The organism is Allokutzneria sp. A3M-2-11 16, from assembly GCF_024213555.1.
Classification (GTDB): Bacteria; Actinomycetota; Actinomycetes; order Mycobacteriales; family Pseudonocardiaceae; genus Allokutzneria.
Map to the genome: position 1 here is coordinate 1 of NZ_JANAVO010000011.1, position 22,363 is coordinate 22,363.

17 protein-coding genes are annotated in these 22,363 nt (G+C 69.9%); 6 read left to right on the plus strand and 11 right to left on the minus strand.

Annotation, left to right across the window (positions count from 1 at the left end):
* Positions 1–170: 170 nt before the first annotated feature.
* Both NLX83_RS33125 and NLX83_RS33130 read right to left on the minus strand, forming a co-directional pair.
* Positions 171–1,313 (minus strand): S8 family peptidase, encoded by a 1,143-nt coding sequence (locus tag NLX83_RS33125; protein WP_254239187.1) that lies wholly within the window; start codon positions 1,311–1,313, stop codon positions 171–173.
* Positions 1,310–2,479: a S8 family peptidase gene (locus NLX83_RS33130; protein ID WP_254239188.1), complete on the minus strand. Its 1,170-nt coding sequence runs from the start codon at positions 2,477–2,479 to the stop codon at positions 1,310–1,312. Before NLX83_RS33130 ends, NLX83_RS33125 begins: the two co-directional genes overlap by 4 nt.
* 156 nt (positions 2,480–2,635) lie before the next feature.
* Between NLX83_RS33130 and NLX83_RS33135 the strand changes: the two genes are divergently transcribed.
* Positions 2,636–5,359: an ATP-binding protein gene (locus tag NLX83_RS33135; RefSeq protein ID WP_254239189.1), complete on the plus strand. Its 2,724-nt coding sequence runs from the start codon at positions 2,636–2,638 to the stop codon at positions 5,357–5,359.
* A complete protein-coding gene (locus NLX83_RS33140; protein WP_254239190.1) occupies positions 5,356–6,144 on the plus strand; it encodes a hypothetical protein in 789 nt (262 codons plus the stop codon). Before NLX83_RS33135 ends, NLX83_RS33140 begins: the two co-directional genes overlap by 4 nt.
* Before the next feature lie 22 nt (positions 6,145–6,166).
* Here the strand turns inward: NLX83_RS33140 and NLX83_RS33145 are convergent, their stop codons facing one another.
* Entirely contained in the window at positions 6,167–7,756 is a 1,590-nt protein-coding gene (locus tag NLX83_RS33145; RefSeq protein ID WP_254239191.1) for a glycosyl hydrolase family 18 protein, read from the minus strand.
* 638 nt (positions 7,757–8,394) lie between these two features.
* Between NLX83_RS33145 and ileS the strand changes: the two genes are divergently transcribed.
* Together ileS and NLX83_RS33155 are read left to right on the plus strand one after the other, a co-directional pair.
* A complete protein-coding gene (gene ileS / locus NLX83_RS33150) occupies positions 8,395–11,538 on the plus strand; it encodes an isoleucine--tRNA ligase (RefSeq protein ID WP_254239192.1) in 3,144 nt (1,047 codons plus the stop codon).
* 101 nt (positions 11,539–11,639) lie between these two features.
* The gene (locus tag NLX83_RS33155; RefSeq protein ID WP_254239193.1) at positions 11,640–12,839 is read left to right on the plus strand and encodes an RCC1 domain-containing protein; all 1,200 of its coding nucleotides are present in this window, start codon (positions 11,640–11,642) and stop codon (positions 12,837–12,839) included.
* Here the strand turns inward: NLX83_RS33155 and NLX83_RS33160 are convergent.
* The 3 genes from NLX83_RS33160 to NLX83_RS33170 all read right to left on the minus strand — a co-directional run bounded on the left by NLX83_RS33160 (position 12,811) and on the right by NLX83_RS33170 (position 15,534).
* Positions 12,811–13,563, minus strand: coding sequence for a hypothetical protein (locus NLX83_RS33160; protein WP_254239194.1), 753 nt, complete (start codon positions 13,561–13,563; stop codon positions 12,811–12,813). The two genes, NLX83_RS33155 and NLX83_RS33160, sit on opposite strands and share 29 nt — an antisense overlap.
* On the minus strand, positions 13,560–14,432 hold the full coding sequence (locus NLX83_RS33165; protein ID WP_254239195.1) for a GNAT family N-acetyltransferase: 873 nt from the start codon (positions 14,430–14,432) through the stop codon (positions 13,560–13,562). Before NLX83_RS33165 ends, NLX83_RS33160 begins: the two co-directional genes overlap by 4 nt.
* A 172-nt stretch (positions 14,433–14,604) precedes the next feature.
* Positions 14,605–15,534, minus strand: coding sequence for a LysR family transcriptional regulator (locus NLX83_RS33170; RefSeq protein ID WP_254239196.1), 930 nt, complete (start codon positions 15,532–15,534; stop codon positions 14,605–14,607).
* A gap of 71 nt (positions 15,535–15,605) precedes the next feature.
* Here NLX83_RS33170 and NLX83_RS33175 point away from each other — a divergent pair, with 71 nt between their 5' ends.
* Together NLX83_RS33175 and NLX83_RS33180 are read left to right on the plus strand one after the other, a co-directional pair.
* Positions 15,606–16,664, plus strand: a complete 1,059-nt coding sequence (locus NLX83_RS33175; RefSeq protein WP_254239197.1) for an SDR family oxidoreductase — start codon at positions 15,606–15,608, stop codon at positions 16,662–16,664.
* A gap of 57 nt (positions 16,665–16,721) precedes the next feature.
* Positions 16,722–18,209: an alpha/beta hydrolase gene (locus NLX83_RS33180; RefSeq protein ID WP_254239198.1), complete on the plus strand. Its 1,488-nt coding sequence runs from the start codon at positions 16,722–16,724 to the stop codon at positions 18,207–18,209.
* 290 nt (positions 18,210–18,499) lie between these two features.
* Here the strand turns inward: NLX83_RS33180 and NLX83_RS33185 are convergent, their stop codons facing one another.
* From NLX83_RS33185 to NLX83_RS33205, 5 genes are all read right to left on the minus strand, one after another.
* A complete protein-coding gene (locus NLX83_RS33185; protein ID WP_254239199.1) occupies positions 18,500–18,856 on the minus strand; it encodes a DUF952 domain-containing protein in 357 nt (118 codons plus the stop codon).
* Complete coding sequence (der, locus tag NLX83_RS33190) at positions 18,853–20,259, minus strand: ribosome biogenesis GTPase Der (protein ID WP_254239200.1); 1,407 nt, start codon at positions 20,257–20,259, stop codon at positions 18,853–18,855. The genes NLX83_RS33185 and der overlap by 4 nt, the downstream gene beginning before the upstream one ends.
* Positions 20,256–20,957 (minus strand): lysophospholipid acyltransferase family protein, encoded by a 702-nt coding sequence (locus NLX83_RS33195; RefSeq protein WP_254239201.1) that lies wholly within the window; start codon positions 20,955–20,957, stop codon positions 20,256–20,258. Before NLX83_RS33195 ends, der begins: the two co-directional genes overlap by 4 nt.
* Entirely contained in the window at positions 20,954–21,628 is a 675-nt protein-coding gene (cmk, locus tag NLX83_RS33200) for a (d)CMP kinase (protein ID WP_254239202.1), read from the minus strand. Before cmk ends, NLX83_RS33195 begins: the two co-directional genes overlap by 4 nt.
* Positions 21,629–21,708: 80 nt before the next feature.
* Positions 21,709–22,356 (minus strand): O-methyltransferase, encoded by a 648-nt coding sequence (locus tag NLX83_RS33205; RefSeq protein ID WP_254239203.1) that lies wholly within the window; start codon positions 22,354–22,356, stop codon positions 21,709–21,711.
* Positions 22,357–22,363: the final 7 nt, after the last annotated feature.

Below are 22,363 nucleotides of genomic sequence, written 5' to 3' on the forward strand. Positions count from 1 at the left end.
GGGCCGGGGTTTCATCCCGTGCCCCCGTGAGGCCCAAGGGCACGCGCAAGGGGCCCCAGGTCAAGCCGACCCCACGCTGGTACCGACGCAGGCTGGAAGCCCAGCCCACGAGCGCTGGAAGCCAAACCAAAGAAAGAGGGGCGCCCTCACCAGAAGGCGCCCCTCAAACATCAACCCAACGTATACAACAACCTATTAGGCGACCCGGCACCAGGATTGCGAACAACCCCAGCGGTCCCACCATCCACCAACGCCTGAGAAACCTGCGCAGGACTGGCCGTGGGATGAGAAGCCAAATACAACGCCGCTCCGCCTGCCACATGCGGACTGGCCATCGACGTCCCGCTCATGGTCGCGGACGAAGAATCACTTCCATGAGAAGCCGACGTGATCCCCGAGCCCGGAGCGAAGATGTCCAGACAGCGGCCGTAGTTCGAGAAGAAGGCCTTGTTGTCCGAACTGTCCGTCGCGCCGACGGTGATCACCGAGGGCACCTTCGCCGGACCAGCGGAACACGCGTCCGCCGAGCTGTTGCCCGCGGCGACGACGAAGGGGATGCCCGCGGCGGTCAGCCTGCCGATGGCCTCGTCGCCGATCGCGGGGGTGTCGAAGGTGAAGCTGCCGTTGACCACCGCGGGTTTCGCGGCGTTCTTGGCGATCCACTCGATGCCTTCGACACCGTCGGAGTCCGGTGCGCTGCCGTTGCAGCCGAGGATTCTGACCGCGACGAGCTTCACCTTCTTCGCCACGCCCCAGGTCTTCCCACCGACCGTGCCCGACACGTGGGTGCCGTGGCCGTGGCAGTCCTGGGCGATCGGGTCCTCGTCGACGAAGTCGTACCCGTCCGCCGCGCGGCCCTCGAACTCGTTGTGCGTCTTGCGGATCCCAGTGTCCAAAATGTACGCGGTCACGTTGGGGGCCGTGGTGTTGTAGGTGTACTTCTTGTCCAGCGGGAGGTTCCGCTGGTCGATGCGGTCGATGCCGTAGGTCGGGTTCGCCTGCGTGTCCGCGATGCGCGCGGTGCCGTCCTGGAAAACCTTGCGCACCAACGGGTCCGCGGCCAGGCGACGTGCCGCTCCGACGGACAGGTCACGCACGACGAAGCCGTGCATGGCCACCGTGAACACCGACTTGATGGTCCCGCCGTACCGCCCGGCCAGGGAACGGGAAGCGGAGACGGCCGCGGCGTCCTCCTTCAGCGACACCAGGAAGCTACCGGGCACGGGGTTCTTCGCGGGAACGAAGTCCGCTGTGGCCGATGCGGTTCCGGGAATGCCGAAGGAAAGCAGGACTACCGCGATGAGCAACCTCACCGCCGCGTCCCGATGAAGCCGGTGTAGAGCAGCTTGTTCGGCGAGTTGGCGCCCGGGTTCTTCACGACGCCGTTGGTGGCGTTGCCGGTGAGCGCCGAGCCGACCTGCGCGGGCGTCGCGGCGGCGTTGCCGGACAGGTAGAGCGCGGCCGCGCCGACGACGTGCGGGGTGGCCATCGAGGTGCCGCTGATGGTGTTGGTGCCACCGGTGTGCCACGCGGAGGTGATGCTCGATCCCGGGCCGAAGATGTCCAGGCAGCGCCCGGTGTTGGAGAACGACGACCGATTGTCGGAACGGTCGGTCGAACCGACGGTGATCGCTTCCGGCGTGCGCGCGGGGCTGGTGTTGCACGCGTCGGCGCCGTTGTTGTTGCCCGCGGCGACACCGAAGGTCACGCCGGACTGGACGGCCTTGCTCACGGCGCTGTCGACGGAGGTGTTCACGCCGCCCCCGAGGCTCATGTTGGCGACAGCGGGCTTCTTGGCGTTCTTCGCCACCCAGTCGATGCCGCCGATCACCTGGGACCACTGGCCCTGGCCCTGGCAGTTCAGCACGCGGACGCCGACGAGCTTGACGTCCTTCGCCACGCCGTAGGTGGTGCCGCCGACGGTTCCGGCGACGTGCGTGCCGTGGCCGTTGCAGTCCTGCGCGATGGCGTCGTTGTCGATGAAGTCGTAGCCGTCGCTGGCCCGGCTGCCGAACTCGCTGTGCGCCTTGTGCACGCCAGTGTCCACAATGTACGCGGTGACGTTGCCGGCCTTGTTGGCGTAGTTGTACTTCGTGTCCAGCGGCAGGTTCTTCTGGTCCACGCGGTCCAGGCCCCACGTCGCGTTGTTCTGCGTGTCGTAGGCGTAGGCGAAGCCGTCCTGCTCCACGTACTCGACCGCGGGATCGGCGGCGAGGCGCTTGGCGGCGCTCTCGTCCATCTTCGCGGAGAAACCGCGCAGGGCCGCGGTGTACTCGCGCTCGACCGCGGCGCCGACCTTGGCGGCGATGCCCGCGGAGCTGATGCCGGGCCCGTCCTTGAGCACCACGATGTAGCTGCCGGGGACCGAGCCGGGCTGGTTGGCGTTGCGGACCTGGCCCTCGGCGGGCGCGGCGCCCGCCTGGCCGGTGGTCACGACGAGCGCCGCGAGAGCGGCGGCGGCAAGGATGTCACGTCGCATGTTTCGCACTCCGTTTCACACTGATGGCCGTCGGGCAGGGGTGACTGACGGCCATGTACTCATTCACCTTCCGGCGGGTACTCCGGTTTGAACAATCCGGGTAGGCATACGTAGGCATACGGATCTTTTCCCCCGAGCGGGCACGGAGGTGGACACATGGCGCAACTGCGAACCAGCTCCTCGGTGTTCGTCGGGCGCGCCGCCGAACTGGACGCGCTGAAAGCGGTCCTCCGGCCGGGAACCGCCGCGATCGCCGTGGTCGAGGGCGAAGCGGGCGTTGGCAAGAGCCGCCTTATCCGGGAAGCACTTGTCCAATTCGACCGCACCATCCTCATCGGACAGTGTCGCGAACCGTTTCCCTACGGCGCAATCCTCGATGCCCTGCACGGCGTAACATCCACAGCCGAACGGCCTAGCGCGATCGCCGGAGCGCTTCGAAAACTCCTTCCGGAACTCGCCCCTCTTCTGCCCCCGGAACCCGGGACCACCGGCGGTCCGAGGGCCGAGCGGCACCGGATTTTCCGCGCCGTGCGCGAACTCCTCAGGGCGCTCGGGCCGACGGTGTTGGTGATCGAAGATCTGCACTGGGCGGATGACGACTCCCGCCGACTCGTGCGGTTCCTGATCAACGATCCGCCTCCGGAACTGGCCATCGTGATTACCTTTCGCGGCGATGAGGCGCCGGGCGGAATGCTCTTCCGGGCCCCGGACGTGCTGATCACGCTGCGTCCCTTCACCATTCCCGAGGTCCGCGCGTTGCTCGGCGACAAACCGGTTTCCGCCGAGGCATTGCACGAGCGCACCGCCGGAATCCCATTCGTGGTGGAGGAGGTCCTGCGGTCGCACTCCGACGAGGTCCCGCCGCTGGTCCGCGCGGCGGTGCTGGAGAAGCTGGACGGCCTGCCCGTCACCGCGACCCGCGCCGCCCAGGCCGCGGCGGTGCTCGGCACGCCGGAGACCGCGGAGGTCATCGGCGAGGTCGCCGGGCTGACTCCACAGCGCTGCCGCACCGCCCTGACCGCCGCGCTCGCCGCCGGGGTGCTCCGCGAGGTCGGCGAATGCCGCTACGGATTCCGGCATTCGCTTGCCCGGCAATCGGTTCACGACGCCGTTGCCGGTCCCGACCGATGCGAGCTGCACCTGCGCGCGCTGCGCGTGCTCGAACGACGCGAGCCGAAACCGCTGCTGCGCCTGGCCGAGCACAGCCGCAAGGCCGGAGTGCTGGCGAACTGGCTGCGCTACGGGGAGGCCGCCGCCACGCAGGCCACGGAGTCCGGCGACCACGCCACGGCGACGGATCTCCTGCAACGCCTGTTGGAGGAGCCGGAGTTGGCCGCAGACGACGTCAACCGGCTCGCGGTCCGCCTCGGCCAGGCCGCGCACGTCGGCATCGACCAGCTCGACCCGATCGCGACGCTGCGGCGGCTGCTCGGCGACCGGCGGCTGGCCACGGCGGTGCGCGGGGAGGTGCGGCTGTTCATGGGCATGCTGCTGATCCGGCAGGACGGCGACCTCGCGGCCGGGCTCGCCGAGATCGAGCTGGCCGTCCGCGAACTCGCCGAACGGCCGAACCTCGCGGTCAAGGGTGTCGCCGTGCTGGCGCAGCCGTTCCTGGGCTCCGCCCCGCTCAGCCAGCTGCGGCGGTGGCAGGAGCAGTTGCGCGACGCGATCACCGACTGCGCCGACGCCGAACTCCGGGTTTCCTTGCTGGCAAGCCAACTCGGGGCGCGGATGCACATCGGCGAGGGCGGGGTCGAGGACCTGCTCGCCGAGCTTCCTGCGGACGTGTCGACGGCGGCTGAGCAGCGACATCTCTCGCGGGCGCACTGCAACCTGGCGGACGCGTGCGCTTCGGTCGGGCACTACGAGTGGGCGGGAAAGCTTTTGGTCAGCGGACTTCGGCTGGCCAACGACTGCGGAGCGCCGTTCGTGGTCAGCACGGCGCGGGCCACCCAGGCGCGGCTGGACTGGTTCACCGGCGCGTGGTCGGGGTTGGCCGACCGCTGCGTGCGACTGCTCGACGAGTACCACGACCTGTTCCCGGTCTCGAGCGAGCTGTCTCTCGTGCTGGGCCTGCTCGCGGTCGCGCGCGGCGAATGGGACGACGCCGCGCGGTGGTTCGCCGCGACCGGTGTGACGCGGCCCAGCGACGCCATCGGTCCGGTCGCGATCGACGCGTGTGCGGGCCTGACCAGGATGTGGCTGTCCAAGGGCGATCCGGAAGCCGCGGCGCAGGCAGCCGACGATGGGCTGAAGTTGTTGCGGGACAAGGGGATCTGGGCCTGGTCGGGTGATATGGCGCCGATCGCGGTGACCGCGCTGCTCGGCACTGGCCGGGAGCACGACGCCTACCGCTTGGTTGACGACCTGGAAACCAACCTCGCCGGATTGGACGCCCCGCTACCCGCGGCCGCGCTGCTCACCTGCCGAGCGCAGCTGGCGCGGGCGCGCGGGGACACCACCGGGGCGATCGAGCTGCACCGGGCGGCGACGACTCGGTACGAGAAGATCGGCGCGCCGTACTTCGCGGCGCTGGCCACCGAACGTGAGCTGCTGTGCCGGATCGACAGCGGGTCCGGACCGGAGGAGCTGGCCGCGCTGGCCGAGACCTTCGACGACTTCGGCGCGACCCGGGACGCCGCCCGGTGCAGGCACCTGCTGCGCGGACACGGCGGGGGCACGCCCTCGCGACGCGGACGGCGGGGCTACGGCAACGAGCTCTCCCCAAGGGAGCAGGATGTGGCTCGGTTGCTGGCGCAGGGCCGGACGAACAGGGAGATCGCCGACGTGTTGTTCCTATCCCCACGAACCGTCGAGCAGCACGTCGCACGCGCGCTGCGCAAGCTCGGGGTGAGTTCGCGCGGCGAGTTACTGGCATGACCGGCCGGGAGGTGCGGATCGACCAGTGGAACGCCTTCGACGTCAACCGGGCGGGCATCGACTCGACGAGGTTCCCGCTGTCGATCGAGGTGGTGCCACCGCGAGCGGGCGAACCGTGGATCGTGCACGGTACGGCGTCGACGGTCTACGACATCGTGGACGCGCTGCCGTGGGCGGAGAACGTCGCGCTGCTCAACGTCGGTCAGAACAGCTGGCTGGACGAGGATCTGCGCAGTCTGCCGCCGCATGAGATCGCCGAAGAGCAGAACGTGCCCGCGATCGCGCACGACATCGGCACGGTGGCGCCGCTGCTGGTGCTGGCGCGGCAGGACCTGCGCCCGTTCCTCGCCGACTGGACCCTCTACGCCGTCGACATCGTGGACTGGGACGGCGAACGCTCGCCCGAGACCGTGGTCGACGCCGTCACGAGCGGAACTGGCTTCGGCACGCACCTGCATGGCGACGACGACTGCTACGTCACCGTGCGGAGCCGGGATTCGTCCGTCGCACCAAGGGTTTTCGCGCGACTGATGGCTTTGTTCGCGGCGAGCGCGCTGGGCATCGAGGACGGCGGGACGATCACCGAGCCGTCGTGGGAGTTGTGCGCGGGCCTGTTGGAGCGCAGCCCGTTCTGGACCGGCCGGGTCACCAAGACCGAGCCGTACGGCGTGGAGATCGGTCTGGCACCACAGGGCTGGCGGCCCAACGATCCGGGGCCTCGGGCTTTTCCTGTGCTGGTAAGCCTCGACCGAGTGACCGGCGAATGGAACGGGGCCGGTGACTGACGCCACCGGCCCCGGGTCTGTGCTACTTGAGTCCGTTGCTCATCGAGGTGATCAGTTCGCCGTTGGAGGTGTCGCCTGACAGCTCCCAGAAGAACGCGCCACCGAGGCCCTGCGTCTTCGAGTAGTTCATCTTGCCGCCGATGGTGGAGGGGGTGTCGTAGCTCCACCACTCGTTGCCGCACTTGGCGTAGGCCGTGCCACCCACGGTTCCCGTTGCGGGACAACGCGTCTTGAGCGTCTTGTAGTCGGCGATGCCCGCCTCGCCCTGGTCACCGGGGGCGGGGCCGGTGGCACTGCCGCCGGGTGCGCTCTGTGTGACGCCGGTCCAGCCGCGGCCGTAGAAACCGATGCCCAGCAACAGTTTCGCCGACGGGACACCCTTGCCCTTGAGCTTCTGGATGGCCGCGTCGGAGTTGAAGCCCTCCGCCGGGATGCCCGGGTAGGCGGTCAGCGGCGAGTGCGGGGCGGTCGGGCCCTGCGGGGTGAAGCCGCCGAAGTAGTCGTAGGTCATCACGTTGTACCAGTTGAGGTACTGCGCGGCGCCGCCGTAGTCGGCCTTGTCGATCTTGCCGTTGTTGCTGCCGTCCGCGGTGATCGCGGCGGTGACCAGGTAGTTGGAGCCGAAGCGGGTGCGCAGCGCCTGGGAGAGGTTCTTGAACGAGGAGAACCCGCTGGTGTCGCAGGTCAGGCCGCACGCGTTCGGGTACTCCCAGTCGATGTCGATACCGTCGAAGACGTCCGCCCAGCGCGGGTCCTCGACGAGCTTGTGGCAGGACTCGGCGAACGCGGCCGGGTTCTGCGCGGCCTGCCCGAACCCGCCGGACCAGGTCCAGCCGCCGAAGCTGTAGAGCACCTTGATGTGCGGGTACATCTTCTTCAGCTTGCGCAGCTGGTTGAAGTTGCCGCGCAGCGCGCCGGTGTCCCAGGTGTCGGAGACGCCGTCGACGGAGGCGTTGGCGTCGTAGAACTTGCCGGTGTCCGCGTCGGCGTCGCCGAGGACGCACTGGCCGTTGCTGACGTTGCCGAAGGCGTAGTTGATGTGGGTCAGCTTCGCGGCCGAGCCCGAGGTGTGGATGTTCTTCACGTGGTAGTTGCGGGCGTAGACCGTCCACTGCGCGAAGTAACCCAGGTTGATCTTGCCGCCAGGGCCCGGGTTGTTCGTCGTGGTCACCGGCGGCGGCGTGGTCGTCGTCGGCGTGGTGCCGGTACCGTCGCAGGCCCCGCCGTCGACGCGGCAGTAGACCGGCGAGCCCGAGGCTCCGGTGTAGCTGACGTTGAAGCCGAAGCTGGCCGAGGCGCCGGGCGCCACGTTGCCGTTCCAGGAGTTCCTGACGGTGACGCGGGAGCCGTTGGTGCTCTTCGTGCCGTCCCACACCGAGCCGACGGTGTGCCCGGTGGGCAGTTCGAACTCCACCGCCCACGAGCTGATGGCGGACGCGCCACCGTTGGTGATCGTGTACTTGCCCTCGTAGCCGGAGCCCCAGTCCGAGGACTTCGAGAAGGTGGCGGTCACGCCGGTCGCCCCGCTGGCGGGTGCCACCGCGACCAGGCCCAGGACCAGTGCGGTGACCATCCCGCACAACGCTGCCACGTGCCATCTGATCTTGGTCATCGATCCTCATTCCGAACCGGGCGGCGGCGCGGACAAGTTGGCTCAAGATGTGGTCTAGACCACCGCGAGGTCAAGAAGTGAAGCCCTTTCGCGACCCGATTGCCACCGACCAGCCCACCGCACTGCGCCGAACGCCACGCCCCGCTCCCGCTCCTCCACCACCCACCGCCCCAATGACTCATTCAGCACGTTCCCGCCCACGCCAATGACGCGTTTGGGGCGTTGAGTGCCCTGAACGGGTCGTTGGGGGCGTTAGATTCCCTGAACGGGTCGTTCAGGGAAAAAGCGTTGGGGGTTGGGGGTGGTTTGAGACTGTGCAGAGGGGGGTTGGGGGTACTTGAAGACCGGCCGACCTCGACCGCGATGTGTGCGCGAGCTCCCTGGACGTGGGTCGGCGAAAAGGGCGTGACGCGGCGCGTTAACCTTGACCAAAGGCGTTGATCCGGCCATCACCGGGGAGCCTCCGGAAGAACAGAGCGCCAGCTCCCAGTAGAACCGGACGGGTCGGCCCGTCACAGCCTTGCCAAGAGTGGCCCCGTTCGCGGGGCAAGCGGGGTGGTACCGCGGAGCACGCCGGGCACGGCGGGGCTTCGTCCCCGCGGTTTGTGCACGCCGAGACGAACCGCGAGGAGCGCACCATGGCCTACCCGAAGGCGAGCGCCGACCCGAACACCGCTGGGGTGTCACCGCAGCCGTCCTTCCCCGAGCTGGAGAAGCACGTCCTGGCCTACTGGGAGGCCGACAAGACCTTCCAGGCCACCATCGACGCGCGCGAGGCCGGGGTGAACGGCGCCAACGAGTACGTCTTCTACGACGGCCCGCCCTTCGCCAACGGCCTGCCGCACTACGGGCACCTGGTGACCGGCTACGTCAAGGACATGGTGCCGCGCTACCAGACGATGCGCGGCAAGCGCGTGGAGCGCCGCTTCGGCTGGGACACCCACGGCCTGCCCGCGGAGCTGGAGGCCGAGCGGCAGCTGGGCATCACCGACAAGTCGCAGATCGACGAGATGGGCGTGGCCGCGTTCAACGCCGCCTGCCGCGAGTCGGTGCTGCGCTACACGAACGAGTGGCAGGACTACGTCACCCGGCAGGCCCGCTGGGTGGACTTCGACAACGACTACAAGACGCTCGACGTGAGCTACATGGAGTCGGTGCTCTGGGCCTTCAAGCAGTTGTGGGACAAGGGTTACGTCTACGAGGGCTACCGCGTCCTGCCGTACTGCTGGCGGGACGAGACGCCGCTGTCCAACCACGAGCTGCGGATGGACGACGACGTCTACAAGAGCCGTCAGGACCCCGCGGTCACCGTGGGCTTCCGCATGTCCGGCAACGATTCCCCGATCGACGGCGCACAGCTGCTGATCTGGACCACCACCCCGTGGACGCTGCCGTCGAACCTCGCCGTCGCCGTGCACCCTGAGGTCTCCTACGTCGTCGTGCGCGACTCCCAAGGAAACCGTTTCCTGTTGGCGGAGGCCAGGGTCGGCGCCTACGCGAAGGAGCTGGGGGAGGCGCCCGAGGTCGTCTCGCGGCACACCGGCGCGGAGCTGCTGAACCTGCGCTACGAGCCGCCGTTCCCGTACTTCACCGGGCACGAGGGCGCGCACCGCGTGCTGTCGGCGGACTACGTGACCACCGAGGACGGCACGGGCATCGTGCACATCGCGCCCGCCTACGGTGAGGAGGACAAGGCGGTCACCGACGCGGTCGGCATCGTGCCGGTCACCCCCGTCGATGGCAAGGGCCGCTTCACCGCCGAGGTCACCGACTACGCGGGCCAGCTGGTCTTCGACGCGAACCCGGCGATCATCCGGGATCTCAAGCAGCGCGGCGTGCTGCTGCGGCACGAGACCTACGAGCACCCGTACCCGCACTGCTGGCGCTGCCGCAACCCGTTGATCTACCGCGCGGTGTCGTCGTGGTTCGTCAAGGTCACCGCCTTCAAGGACCGCATGGTGGAGCTCAACCAGGAGATCACCTGGTACCCCGAGCACATCAAGGACGGCCAGTTCGGGAAGTGGCTGGAGAACGCGCGCGACTGGTCGATCTCGCGGAACCGGTACTGGGGCACGCCGATCCCGGTGTGGGTCTCCGACGACCCCGCGTACCCGCGCACGGACGTCTACGGCTCGCTGGACGAGCTGGAGCGCGACTTCGGCGTGCGCCTGACCGACCTGCACCGCCCGTTCATCGACGAGCTGACCCGCCCGAACCCGGACGACCCCACCGGGAAGTCCACCATGCGCCGGGTCGCGGACGTGCTGGACGTGTGGTTCGACTCGGGCTCGATGCCCTACGCGCAGGTGCACTACCCGTTCGAGAACACCGAGTGGTTCGAGCACCACTACCCCGGTGACTTCATCGTGGAGTACATCGGCCAGACCCGCGGCTGGTTCTACCTGCTGCACGTGCTGGCGACGGCGCTGTTCGACCGGCCCGCGTTCCGCACCTGCGTCTCGCACGGCATCATCCTGGGCTCCGACGGCCAGAAGATGTCGAAGTCGCTGCGCAACTACCCCGACGTCAACGAGGTCTTCGACCGCGACGGCGCCGACGCCATGCGGTGGTACCTCACGTCGAGCCCGGTGCTGCGCGGCGGGAACCTCGTCGTCAGCGATCGGGGCATCCGCGACTCGGTGCGCCAGGCCGTGCTGCCGCTGTGGAACTCGTGGTACTTCCTCAGCCTGTACGCGAACGCGGCGGGCGTGGAAGGCAAGTGGCGCACGGACTCCAAGCACGTGCTCGACCGTTACGTGCTGGCCAAGACCAACCAGCTCGTCGCGGACGTGCAGCGCGGTCTGGACGTCTGCGACGTCGCGGGAGCGTGCCAGGCGGTGCGCGAGTTCCTCGAAGTGCTGACGAACTGGTACGTGCGCCGTTCGCGGGACCGGTTCTGGGCAGGCGAGCAGGACGCCGTCGACACGCTGCACACGGTGCTGGAGGTGACCTGCCGGGTCATCGCGCCGCTGCTGCCGCTGACGTCGGAGGCCGTGTGGCGCGGGCTCACCGGCGAGCGCTCGGTGCACCTGGCCGACTGGCCCGAGGCCGACTCGGTTCCGGCCGATGACGCGTTGGTGGCCGCGATGGACCGCGTGCGCCAGGTGTGCTCGTCGGCGTCGTCGCTGCGCAAGGCGAACAAGCTGCGCGTGCGGCTGCCGCTGTCCCGCCTGCTGGTCGCGGCCGAAGACGTTGCGGCGCTTGAGGACTTCGCCGACATCATCCGTGACGAGGTCAACGTCAAGTCCGTCGAGCTGGACACCGACGTGGCCGCGCACGGCGCGTTCGAGGTCGCGGTCAACGCCCGCGCGGCGGGCCCGCGGCTCGGCAAGGACGTCCAGAAGGTGATCAAGGCGGTCAAGGCGGGCGAGTGGACGACCGCGGACAACGGCGCCGTCGTCGCGGCCGGGATCGAGCTGCTGGAGACGGAGTACGAGCGGCGGCTCGTCGCGAAGGACTCCGGTGCCGCGGCGGAGCTGCCCGGTGGCTCCGGCCTGGTGCTGCTGGACACTGAGGTCACGCCGGAGCTGGCCGCGGAGGGCGTCGCGCGCGACCTGGTGCGGATCGTGCAGCAGGCGCGCCGGGACGCCGACTTCGACGTCTCCGACCGCATCTCGCTGACCGTGGACGCGCCCGCCGAGGTGGTCGCCGCAGTCAAGGCGCACGAGTCCTTCGTCGCCGAGGAAACCCTCACCACGTCGGTGTCCTACGCGCCGACCGAGGGCTTCGCGGGCACCGTCGGCGACAGTGTGAAGGTCACCGTCGCGGTCGCGAAGCAGTAGCCGCGTGGGGCGGCCCGGTCATCTCCGGGCCGCCCCATTTCGGGGGACACGCGTCGGTGTTCTGATACGACGTCGATAAGCGGCATTCCTACTTTGCAGCCATGCGAAGACTCAGTGCGGCACTGGCCGCCGCGATGGCGCTGCTGGTCACCTCGGGCACGGCGACGGCGGCGGCCCCGGAGCCCTGGAACCTCAGCATCCCCGGCGCGAGCGGCTCGGGCACCGTCGTCTCGGAGAACCAGGTCTCCACCTCCACCGGCTCGATCACCGTGACCGACCCGGACCCGGTGATGTGCTACTTCATGCAGGTCGGCGTTCCCGGTTTCGGGTCACGGCCGGGCACCTACTACTGGACGTCCTCGGAGCGCCAGTGCGGCCCCGGCACCCGTCAGGTGACGGCCAGCGCGCAGGAAACCTGGCTCGGCCCGCCCAAGGTCCGGCTGTGCAAGGACACCGACAACTGTGACTACGGCGCGTTCAGCAACATCACCGTGCCCGCCGAGGTCCGGTCGGGTGTGAGCGCGGTCAGCGCGGGCTACGACTTCGGCCTGGCGCTGAAGGGCGGGAAGGTCACCGCCTGGGGCGGCAACCACTACGGCCAGCGCGACGTTCCCGCCGAGGCGACCTCCGGGGTCACCGCGATCAGCGCGGGTCACGGGCACGCGCTGGCGCTGAAGAACGGCAAGGTCCTCGGCTGGGGCGAACGGGAGTACGCCGGTGTGCCGCCCACCGAGGCCACCTCCGGGGTGAGCGCCATCGCGGCGGGCCGGTCGCACGGCCTCGCGCTGAAGAACGGCCGGGTTCTGGCCTGGGGCAACAACATCAGCGGTCAGGCGAACGTGCCCGCCGAGGCGCGTTCTGGCGTGAGCGCGATCGCGGCCGCCGGGTCGATCAGCCTGGCGCTGAAGAACGGCAAGGTGATCGTCTGGGGCCGCGTCGACCCGGAGTCCACCCCGACGGTGCCCGCCGAGGCGCAGTCCGGCGTCTCCGCCATCTCCGCCGCCGAGACCATCGGGCTGGCGTTGAAGAACGGCAGGCTCATCGCCTGGACCCTGCACGGGCGGGGCACGGTCGACGTTCCCGCCGGGGCGCAGTCCGGCGTCGACGCCGCCTACGGTGGCAACCGCTGCACCCACGTGGCCAAGGGCGACGCGATCATCAGCTGGGGCGAGGGCTCGATGTGCGAGAAGCGCAAGGAGCTCACGTCCGGGGTGACCGGGTTCAGCACCACCGGAGGGCTGTTCAACCTCGTGAACAAGGGCGGCGACATCTTCATGTGGGGTCGTCTGGTGCACGAGTGACCCTGTTCAGCCTCGGCGCGCTCGCCACGAGCGCGCCGAGGAGCAGGACGATCACCGGCCCGGCGTAGACACGCGCGGTGAGCCAGAACGGGTCCAGCTGGTCCGCGCTGAGGAACTGGCCCCCGGCGCCGTGGTCGAGTGTCCACTGTGGCCACCAGAGCACGGCCAGGTACGCCGCCGAGGTCACGGCGAGCACGGCGCCGCGCTCGACCACCGCGTAGGCCATCAGCACCGCGAAGATCACCAGCAGGAACCCGTCGACGGGACGCAGCACGGTCGCGGTGAGGCTCACCCCGAGCACTCCGGCCAGGCCCCACCAGCGGTCGCGCCGGAAGAGGTACACCCCGGCGCAGACCAAGGCCACTCCGACGACGACAACGCCCATCGCGACGGCGATGTCGTTGAAGGACAACGACTTCACGGCCGACAGCACGGCGAGGAAGGCCACGAAGGCGGGCAGCGCGAGCCACGCGTTGCCCCGGTGCCGCCACCAGTGGCAGCCCACGACCACCGCGAGCGCGAGCACCGCGAGCCCGAACGTGCTCCACGGCAACGACAGAACGCGGTTGTCGTCGGCCCGGTCGAAGATTCCCAGGTTCAGCACCGCCCACCACAGCTCCTCGCGCCGGGGCTGGCTGAAGTCGCGCAGCGGGAAGGCGTTGCGGAGCACCGCGTAGACCATCACGAGCAGCGCGGCGGACAGGGGCGGGAGCCAGCGCGTCACCGGCCCGTCCCGGAGCGGAACACCGTCAGGATCGGGCGGAATCCCATGGCGGGCCAGAACTTGCTCGACAAGGGGTTGTTCGGGTTGAACCACAACGTCTGACCGAGCACCTCGTGCCGGGCCAGCGCGTCCAGCGTCCCGGCCACCAGCCTCCTGCCGATCCCCGCGCCCCGGCTGCCCTGCCGAACCGCCACGAGATCCAGGTAGGCGTAGCGGCCCGGGGGGAACATTCCGAACGACACGTCCGCGATCTTCCCCTGCACGAAGCCGATCACCGAGCCCTCGCGCTCCGCGACGACGCAGAAGTTGTCCTCGCGGGCGGCCACGGCCAGGTCGAACGAGGCGCACGTCGCTCGCTCCGCGGCCGGGGTCGGCCGGATGTGGGCGGAGATCTCGTGCTCGAAGTTCATCAGCGAACGGTAGAGCTCAAGCACGGCGGGGAAGTCCTCCTTCCTCGCGGGCCGGACCGTCACGTCGCTCGCCTGCCCCGCGGCCAACGGCCCGGCAGGGCGCAACGCGTACTCCGACGACGGCTTCAGCCCGATCTCCACCAGGTGGTCGGCGGTCTCGCGATCGGCGCTGGGCCACGTCAGGCTGATGGTCTCCGAGCCAGCGGTCTCGCCGAGCAACGACAACGCGCGCGGCTCGGTCGTGACCAGCTGTTCCCACCGCGTGCCCTTGGCCGGTCGGAAGGCCGCCAACGGATCGTCCGGGCCCAGTTCGTAGGGCACCGGGCACACGTAGCCCTTGATGATCCCGTCGTCCTCGACGACGAGCGCGCCGTCGCCCTCCGCGAACTCCCCCGTCGGCGACAGGCGCGGATCGGCCGCGACGAGCCGATCACGTTGGGCCAGCAGCAGTTCGCTCACCGCCTCACGATCGGCAGAGCGGTACGCACGCACACGAAAATCACTCAACGCTGCCCCTCCTCGGAGTACCGCGGTCTTCAAGTACACCCAACCCCCACTGAGGGCGTCTCTAACCGCTACAAACCCCCATGCTGCCACCACGACCGGCAAACGTATGTGGCAGTTAACGACCTCAGGAGCGGGGGTTGGGGGTACTTGAAGACGTGCGAACTGCGCGCAGGTGTTCCGGCGTCACGCACGCGTTGGCGGCGAGAGTGTCGATGAAAGCGCTCGTCAACGGGTCCGGGGCGCTGCGGGTGTACGCGGCGAGCACGCGTCGGATCGGCGGCTCGGGGCGCAGGACGCACCCGTCGAAGTGCGGCGGGATCACGTTCGCCGGAGCCAGCGCCGGACCGAGCCCCGCGGCGGCCAGGATCGGCGCGGTCGCGGTCTGATCGGTCCGCACCGCGGCGCGCGGCTGGAACCCGGCGGCGGCGCAGTGCTGGTCGAGCACGCTCGCGAGCCCGTGCCCCGGCGCGTAGTGCACCCAGCTCCGCTCGGCGAGCGCGCTCAGCTCGATGGTGCCCGCGCCCGCGCACGGGTCGTCGGACGGGACGACCACGACGAACTCCTCCTCGCCGATCGTCCTAGTAGGACCTTCCCAGCCGGAAGGTGGTGGCCCCACAGCGATATCGGCTTCGCCCGCCGCCATGGCCTCGCGCAGTTCGTCGGCGTGCCGGTGCTCGAAGAGCCGGATGTGCACGTCGGGGTTCTCCCGCCGCCAGCACCGCAGCACCGGCGGGAGAACCCCGAGGCTGACCGAGTACAGCGTCGCCAGCTGGAGCTCACCGCACTCCAGCCCGGACGCCTGCCTGGCGGCGCAACGACCCCGTTCCGCCGCCGCGAGCGCGGCCCTGGCGTGCGGCAGCATGGCCCGGCCCATCGGCGTCGGCCGCACCGTCCTGGGCAGCCGCTCCAGCAGCGGCCCGCCGACCGACCGCTCCAGCGCCCGCACCTGGTGGGACAGCGCGGGCTGGGTGACGTGCAGCAGTTCGGCGGCACGCGTGAACGACCCCTCGTCCACCACCGTGACCAGGTACTCCAGCTGACGCAAGCTCGTCATGAACACATCTTATTGGCTTCATGAGAACTAAGCCTTGGATTTATCAGTACTGGTCGGCGCAGGGTGGAGCCATGCAGAACGAACGCAAGGTCGCCCTCGTGGTCGGGGCGAACGGGGTCATCGGAGGCAACCTGGTGGAGCACCTGACGACGCTGCCGGACTGGGAGATCATCGGCCTCTCCCGGCGCGGGGGCACGGACACGGCGACGGTGCGGCACGTCGCGGTGGACCTGCTCGACGCCGAGGACACGCGGGCCAAGCTCAGCGACCTCAGCGAGGTCACGCACGTCTTCTACGCCGCCTACCAGGACCGGCCGACGTGGGCGGAGCTGGTGCCGCCCAACCTGGCGATGCTGGTCAACGTCGTCGACGCGATCGAGCCGGTGGCTCCGGGACTCCGGCACGTCAGCCTCATGCAGGGCTACAAGGTCTACGGCGCGCACCTCGGGCCGTTCAAGACCCCGGCGCGGGAGGACGACGCCGGGCACATGCCGCCGGAGTTCAACGTCGACCAGCAGCAGTTCCTGGAGCGGCGGCAGGCGGGCAAGCGCTGGACGTGGTCGGCGATCCGCCCGTCCGTGGTCGCCGGATTCGCCCTGGGCAACCCGATGAACCTGGCGATGGTGATCGCCGTCTACGCGTCGATCTCCAAGCAGCTCGGGCTGCCGCTGCGGTTCCCCGGCAAGCCCGGCGCGTACCACTCGCTGCTGGAGATGACCGACGCCGGACTGCTGGCCAGGGCGACCGTCTGGGCGGCGACCGACCCGCGCTGCGCCAACCAGGCGTACAACATCAACAACGGCGATCTCTTCCGGTGGAGCGAGATGTGGCCGAAGATCGCGGACTTCTTCGACCTGGAGGTGGCGCCACCGCTGCCGATGTCCCTGGAAACGGTGATGGCCGACAAGGAACCGCTGTGGAAATCCATGATCGCCCAACACCGGTTGGAGCCGCACTCCTACGCGGAGGTCTCCTCGTGGGGCTTCGGTGACTTCGTCTTCTCCTGGGACTACGACGTGTTCGCCGACGGCGGCAAGGCCCGGCGCGCGGGCTTCCACGAGTTCGTCGACACCGAGCGGATGTTCCTGGACATCTTCGCCGACCTGCGCAAGCGTCGAATCATCCCTTGACATTTCGCCGGGGTGGGGCACAGTTCCCCTCCTACCCCTGCGTTCCAAGGAGAGAACTTGTTACGTCACAAGGCGTTCGGCCTCGCGCTGGCAGTCGCGCTGCTGGTGCCGACCGGCGGCGCGGCGCTGGCCGCCGAACCCCCGCCCGGCGGGCTGCCCGGGGTCGAGGTGCCGAAGCTGGACTGGACCGCCTGCCACGACGGCTTCCAGTGCGCGACCGCGCGCGTCCCGCTGGACTACCGCAGGCCGCGGCTGGGCACGATCGACCTGGCGGTGCTGCGCAAGCCCGCCGCCGACCAGTCCCGGCGCATCGGCTCGCTGTTCGTCAACCCGGGCGGACCGGGCGGCTCCGCGGTCGGCACGGCCCGCTCGCTGGCCAAGACCGGTCCCGCCGAGCTGCGCGCCCGCTTCGACATCATCGGCTTCGACCCGCGCGGCGTCGCGGACAGCCGCGCGGTGAAGTGCCAGGACCCCAAGACCTACGGCGCCGCGTGGGCCACCGCGTCATCCCGTCCCGCCGCGGACTCCTTCGCTCGCTCCGTCCACAGTGGACGTGAGTTCGTCCAGGCGTGCCAACGGGAAAGCGGCGACCTGCTGCCCTACATCGGCACCGAGTACGTCGCTCGCGACATGGACCTGCTGCGCGCGGCCGTGGGCGACCCCAAGCTCAGCTACCTGGGCTTCTCGTTCGGCACCTACATCGGCACCGTGTACGCGAACCTGTTCCCGCAGCGCACCCGCGCCCTGGTGCTCGACGGCGGCTACGACCCTCAGCATTACGCGAACAGCCCGTACGCCTACGACATCACCCAGTTCGACGCGATCGAGGCGACGCTTCATCGGTTCTTCGCTTGGTGCTCCGCGACTCCGGCGAAGTGTGCCTTCGGCAACGGGAACCCCGCCGCGGCGTTCACCGCGCTCCAAGCCGCCCTCGACGCCAAGCCGGTGAACGGCGCCAACGGCGCGACCATGACCCTCGAAGTCGTTTTCGCGCTCAACGGCGGGAAGTCCACGTGGGTCCGCATGGCCGAGAACCTGGTGAAGGCCCAGCAGGGCACCGGCCCGCTGGTGCTGCCCGCCGACGAGAACGCCGAGTTCTTCGCCGCCAACGTCTCCGTCGAGTGCGCCGACCGCGCGTTCCCCCGGAACATGGCGCTGCTCCAGGCCCGATTGGCTTATGCCGCGCGCGAAGCGCCCCTCGCCGGGCCCGCGCTCGCCTACGCCCCACCGAACTACGACCACGCCCACGCGACCGCGTGCGTGCAGTGGCCCGCCGAGCAGCGCAGCCGCTACGCCGGGCCGTTCCACGCTCGGGGCTCCTCGCCGATCCTCGTCGTCGGCACCACCGGTGACCCCGACACCCCGTACGTCGACTCCGTCGCCCTGTCGCGCACGCTGGCCAACGCGCGGCTGCTGACCTTCGACGGAGAGGGCCACACCGGCTTCTACCACAGCCCTTGCTCGAAGGCGGCCATCACGGCGTACCTCGCCGACCTCCGCCTACCCGCACGCGGAGCCACCTGCTCCGACGACGTCACCCCCTGACGCCCCTTATGCCCTGAATGAGTCATTGAGGTACTTGAGCGCCCTCAATGACTCATTCAGGTACTCCAACGCACCAAACGCGACATTGACGCACGCACGAATCGCGCCCCACCCACGTCCGACCCCCACGCCGTTATGCCCTGAACGACCCGTTGAGGGAACCCAACGCCCCGAACGACCCGTTCAGGGAATCTAACGCCCCCAATGACTCGTTCAGGGAATCTAACGCCCCAAACGCGGCATTGGCGTGCGTGCACAAGGGGCGTGCGTGCGTCAGGGCGGCGTGAGGGTCAGGGGCGGCGGGCGAGGGCGGGCGGCAGGGTGAAGGTGCCGTCGGCGTTGGGCGGGAAGTCGTGCACTCCGACCACGAGTGACACCGGGAGCTCGCCGTAGAGGTGCGGGAACCAGGGACCTCCGGGCGCGTCGCCGTGCCCGGGCTCCCACCGCAGCGGAACGTCCACAGTGGACGGATCGATCTCCAGCAGCACCAGGTCGGTGCGCCCGGGGAACAACGCGTTCGCCGGGAGGTGCACCGTGCCGGGGTCGGAGAAGTGGATGAACCCCACCTCGTCCAGCGAGGGGTGCCGGTAGACGCCGCATGACAGCGCGGCGTCCCACTCCGACCGCGGGCAGAAGTGCAGGATCACTTGCGCTTCTTCTCCCGCACGCGCACCGAGACGCGGATCGGGCTGCCGGTGAAGCTGAAGCTCTCCCGCAGCTTGCGCTCGATGAACCTGCGGTAGCCCGCCTCCAGGAAGCCGGAGGTGAACAGCACGAACGTCGGCGGGCGGGTCCCGGCCTGGGTACCGAAGAGGATCTTCGGCTGCTTGCCGGAGCGCACCGGCGGCGGGGTGGCCGCGGTCAGGTCGGACAGCCACGTGTTGAGCTGGCCGGTCGGCACCCGGTAGTCCCACGAGTTGAGCGCGGTGCGCAGCGCGGGCGCCAGCTTGGCGACGGCGCGGCCGGTGCGGGCGGAGACGTTGACCCGCTCGGCCCACGGGATGCGGGCCAGGTCGCGGTCCATCTCCTTGGCCAGCTGGAGCCTGCGGTCCTCGTCGACCAGGTCCCACTTGTTGAACGCCACCACCAGTGAGCGGCCGGACTCGGCGACCATCCCGATCACCCGCTGGTCCTGCTCGGAGATCGGCTGGCTGGCGTCCAGCAGCACGATCCCCACCTCGGCGGACTCGATGGCCGCCTGGGTCCGCAGCGAGGCGTAGTACTCGGCGCCCTGCGCGTGGTTGACCCGGCGGCGCAGACCGGCGGTGTCGACGAAGCGCCACACCTGCCCGTCCAGCTCCACCAGCGAGTCGACCGGGTCCACGGTGGTGCCCGCGACGTCGTGGACGACCGAGCGCTCCTCGCCGACCAGCTTGTTGAGCAGGCTGGACTTGCCCACGTTGGGCTTGCCGACCAGCGCGACGCGGCGCGGGCCGGACCCGGCGCCGAAGACCTCGCGCGGGGTCTCCGGCAGCACCTCCAGGATCTTGTCGAGCAGGTCGCCGGAGCTGCGGCCGTGCAGCGCGCTGACCGCGTACGGCTCACCGAGGCCGAGCGACCACAGAGAGGCCACCTCGGACATCAACCGCTGGTCGTCGACCTTGTTCGCCACCAGCAGCACAGGCCGCTTCGAGCGCCGGAGCACCCGCGCGACGGCCTCGTCCGTGCTGGTCGCGCCCACCGTGGCGTCCACGACCACGAGGATCGCGTCGGCGGTCTTCATCGCGAACTCCGCCTGGAGCGCCACCGCGCCCTGCAAGCCCTTGGCGTCCGGCTCCCAGCCACCGGTGTCCACGACGGTGAAGCGGCGTCCGCTCCACAGCGCGTCGTAGGACACCCGGTCGCGGGTCACACCGGGAACGTCCTGTACGACCGCCTCGCGGCGGCCGAGGATGCGGTTCACCAAGGTGGACTTGCCGACGTTCGGCCTGCCGACGATGGCCAGCACCGGCTGCGGAGGCTCCGCGCTGGTGTCGGCCCCCGCTTCGGCCGCGGCCTCGATCGCCGCCCAGTCCGCCTCGTCGGTCCACGTGCCGTCCAACCCGGTCACGCCCGTTCCCCTTTCGCCTTCTTCGGTGCGCCCAGCTCGCCGGCCAGCAGCCGGTCCAGCTCGGTGACGAGCCCGGACAGCTCGGAACGCACCCGTTCGGTCGCGGCGGCGAGCACCACCCGACCCTTGCCCATCGGCACCGCGAACGGCTCGCCGACCAGCACGTCCACCCTGGGGCGGAAGCGCCTGCGCGAGCCCGGGGGCCGCCGGATGCCCCGGCAGGCCACCGGCAGCACCAGTGCCTCACCGGAGCGGGCCAGCCACGCGGCGCCGTGCTGCGCCTGGACGACCTCTCCGGTACCCCTGGTGCCCTCCGGGAACACGGCGACCACCCCACCGGAGCGCAGCAGGCGCACAGCGGTGAGCAGCGGCGTGCGGTCCGGCGTGCCGCGGCGCACCGGCAGCTGACCGAGGCGACGCAGGAACCGGCCCAGCAGGCCGCGGTAGTTCTCGTGTTTGACCAGGAAGACCGAACGCCGCCGCAGGACGCAGAACAGCACGGGGCCGTCCAGGAAAGCGGTGTGGTTGGACACCAGGACCAGCGGGCCGGTCCGCGGGATCAGCGCCCCGCGGTGCACCCGCACCCTGAATAGTACGTGCACCACCAGGCCGCCCAGACGGCGGCACGCGTCGTGGAGCCTCGGCCAGGCTCCGTCCGGCAGCCCGGTCCCCTCGGCCGTCGCGCCTCCAGCGCTCATCCGGTGCGCAGCCCGCGCGGCCCGGCCAGCTCCAGCAACCGGGCCAGCACCCCGTCGATGTCCAGTTCGGTCGTGTCGACCTCGACGGCGTCCTCGGCCTGCCGCAGCGGCGAGACCGCGCGGGTGGAGTCGTAGCGGTCCCTGCGCTGCACGTCGGCCAGGGTAGCGTCCACAGTGGACACTCGCCCGGAAGCGGTGTCCTGCGCGGTGCGGCGCCGGGCGCGGGCCTCGGCGGAGGCGGTGAGGTAGACCTTCAGCGACGCGTCCGGCGCGACGGTGGTGCCGATGTCGCGCCCCTCGACCACGATGCCCTGCCCGGCCGCGGTGGCGTCGGCGATGATCGCCTGCTGCTGGCCGACGAGCAGCTCGCGCACGCGCGCGACCGCCGAGACCGGGGACACGGCGGTGGTCACCTCCGGCCCCCGGATCTCGGCCGCGACGTCATCGCCGTCCAGGCGCACCGTGGGCGAGGTGGGCGAGGTGCCGATCTCCAGCCGAGCGCGCTCGGCGACCTCGGCGACCTTCTCCGCGTCGGTCGGGTCGATGCCCGCCCGCAGCACGGCCAGGGTCACCGCGCGGTACATCGCACCGGTGTCCAGGTAGCGGGCGCCGAGGGCCGTGGCCAGCCGCCGGGAGACGGTGGACTTGCCCGTACCGGAGGGACCGTCCATCGCAACGACTCCCACAGGTATGCCCTCCTAGAACAGTCACGGCGAAAGCTTCAGCGTGATTCTGCCCTGCGGGTCCGACGTCAGCGCTTGCGGGCGAGTGTGACGCCGTCGCGCACCGGCAGCATCACCGACTCGACGCGCTCGTCCTCGACGATGAACTTGTTCAGCCGGTTGATCGTCACGTCGGCGGCGCTGTCGGGATCGGGGTTCAACACCCGGCCGCCGCGCAGCACGTTGTCCAGCACGATCAGCCCGCCCGGCCGCAGCCTCGGCACCAGCTCTGCGTAGTAGTCGGGGTAGCCGACCTTGTCCGCGTCGATGAACGCCATGTCCAGCACGGGATCGACGGGCAGGGCGCGCAGTGTCTCCAGCGCGGGCCCGACCCTCAGCTCGATCCGGTCGGTGAGCCCCGCGCGCTCCCAGTAGCCGCGCGCGATCGCGGTCCACTCCTCGCTGACGTCGCAGGCCAGCAGGTGCCCGTCGGCGGGCATGCCGCGCGCGATGCAGATCGAGGAGTAGCCGGTGAAGACGCCGACCTCGACCACGCGGCGCGCCCCCATCAGCCGGGTGATCATGGTCAGGAACTCGCCCTCGTCGTGCGAGATCTGCATCATCGCGGCGTCGGGCAGCTTGGCCCTGGTCTCCTCGGCGAGCTCGCGCAGCAGGTCGTCGGCTGGCGAGCAGTTCTCCAGCAGGTAGTCGCTGACGGCGGGGGCGACGATGTCCACGAATGTC

Bases quoted from the DNA above. Each gene is read 5' to 3' on its own strand.
- NLX83_RS33130 (WP_254239188.1), bottom strand. From the start codon at position 2,479: ATGCGACGTGACATCCTTGCCGCCGCCGCTCTCGCGGCGCTCGTCGTG.
- NLX83_RS33135 (WP_254239189.1), top strand. From the start codon at position 2,636: ATGGCGCAACTGCGAACCAGCTCCTCGGTGTTCGTCGGGCGCGCCGCC.
- NLX83_RS33140 (WP_254239190.1), top strand. From the start codon at position 5,356: ATGACCGGCCGGGAGGTGCGGATCGACCAGTGGAACGCCTTCGACGTC.
- NLX83_RS33145 (WP_254239191.1), bottom strand. From the start codon at position 7,756: ATGACCAAGATCAGATGGCACGTGGCAGCGTTGTGCGGGATGGTCACC.
- ileS (WP_254239192.1), top strand. From the start codon at position 8,395: ATGGCCTACCCGAAGGCGAGCGCCGACCCGAACACCGCTGGGGTGTCA.
- NLX83_RS33155 (WP_254239193.1), top strand. From the start codon at position 11,640: ATGCGAAGACTCAGTGCGGCACTGGCCGCCGCGATGGCGCTGCTGGTC.
- NLX83_RS33170 (WP_254239196.1), bottom strand. From the start codon at position 15,534: ATGACGAGCTTGCGTCAGCTGGAGTACCTGGTCACGGTGGTGGACGAG.
- NLX83_RS33175 (WP_254239197.1), top strand. From the start codon at position 15,606: ATGCAGAACGAACGCAAGGTCGCCCTCGTGGTCGGGGCGAACGGGGTC.
- NLX83_RS33195 (WP_254239201.1), bottom strand. From the start codon at position 20,957: ATGAGCGCTGGAGGCGCGACGGCCGAGGGGACCGGGCTGCCGGACGGA.
- cmk (WP_254239202.1), bottom strand. From the start codon at position 21,628: ATGGACGGTCCCTCCGGTACGGGCAAGTCCACCGTCTCCCGGCGGCTG.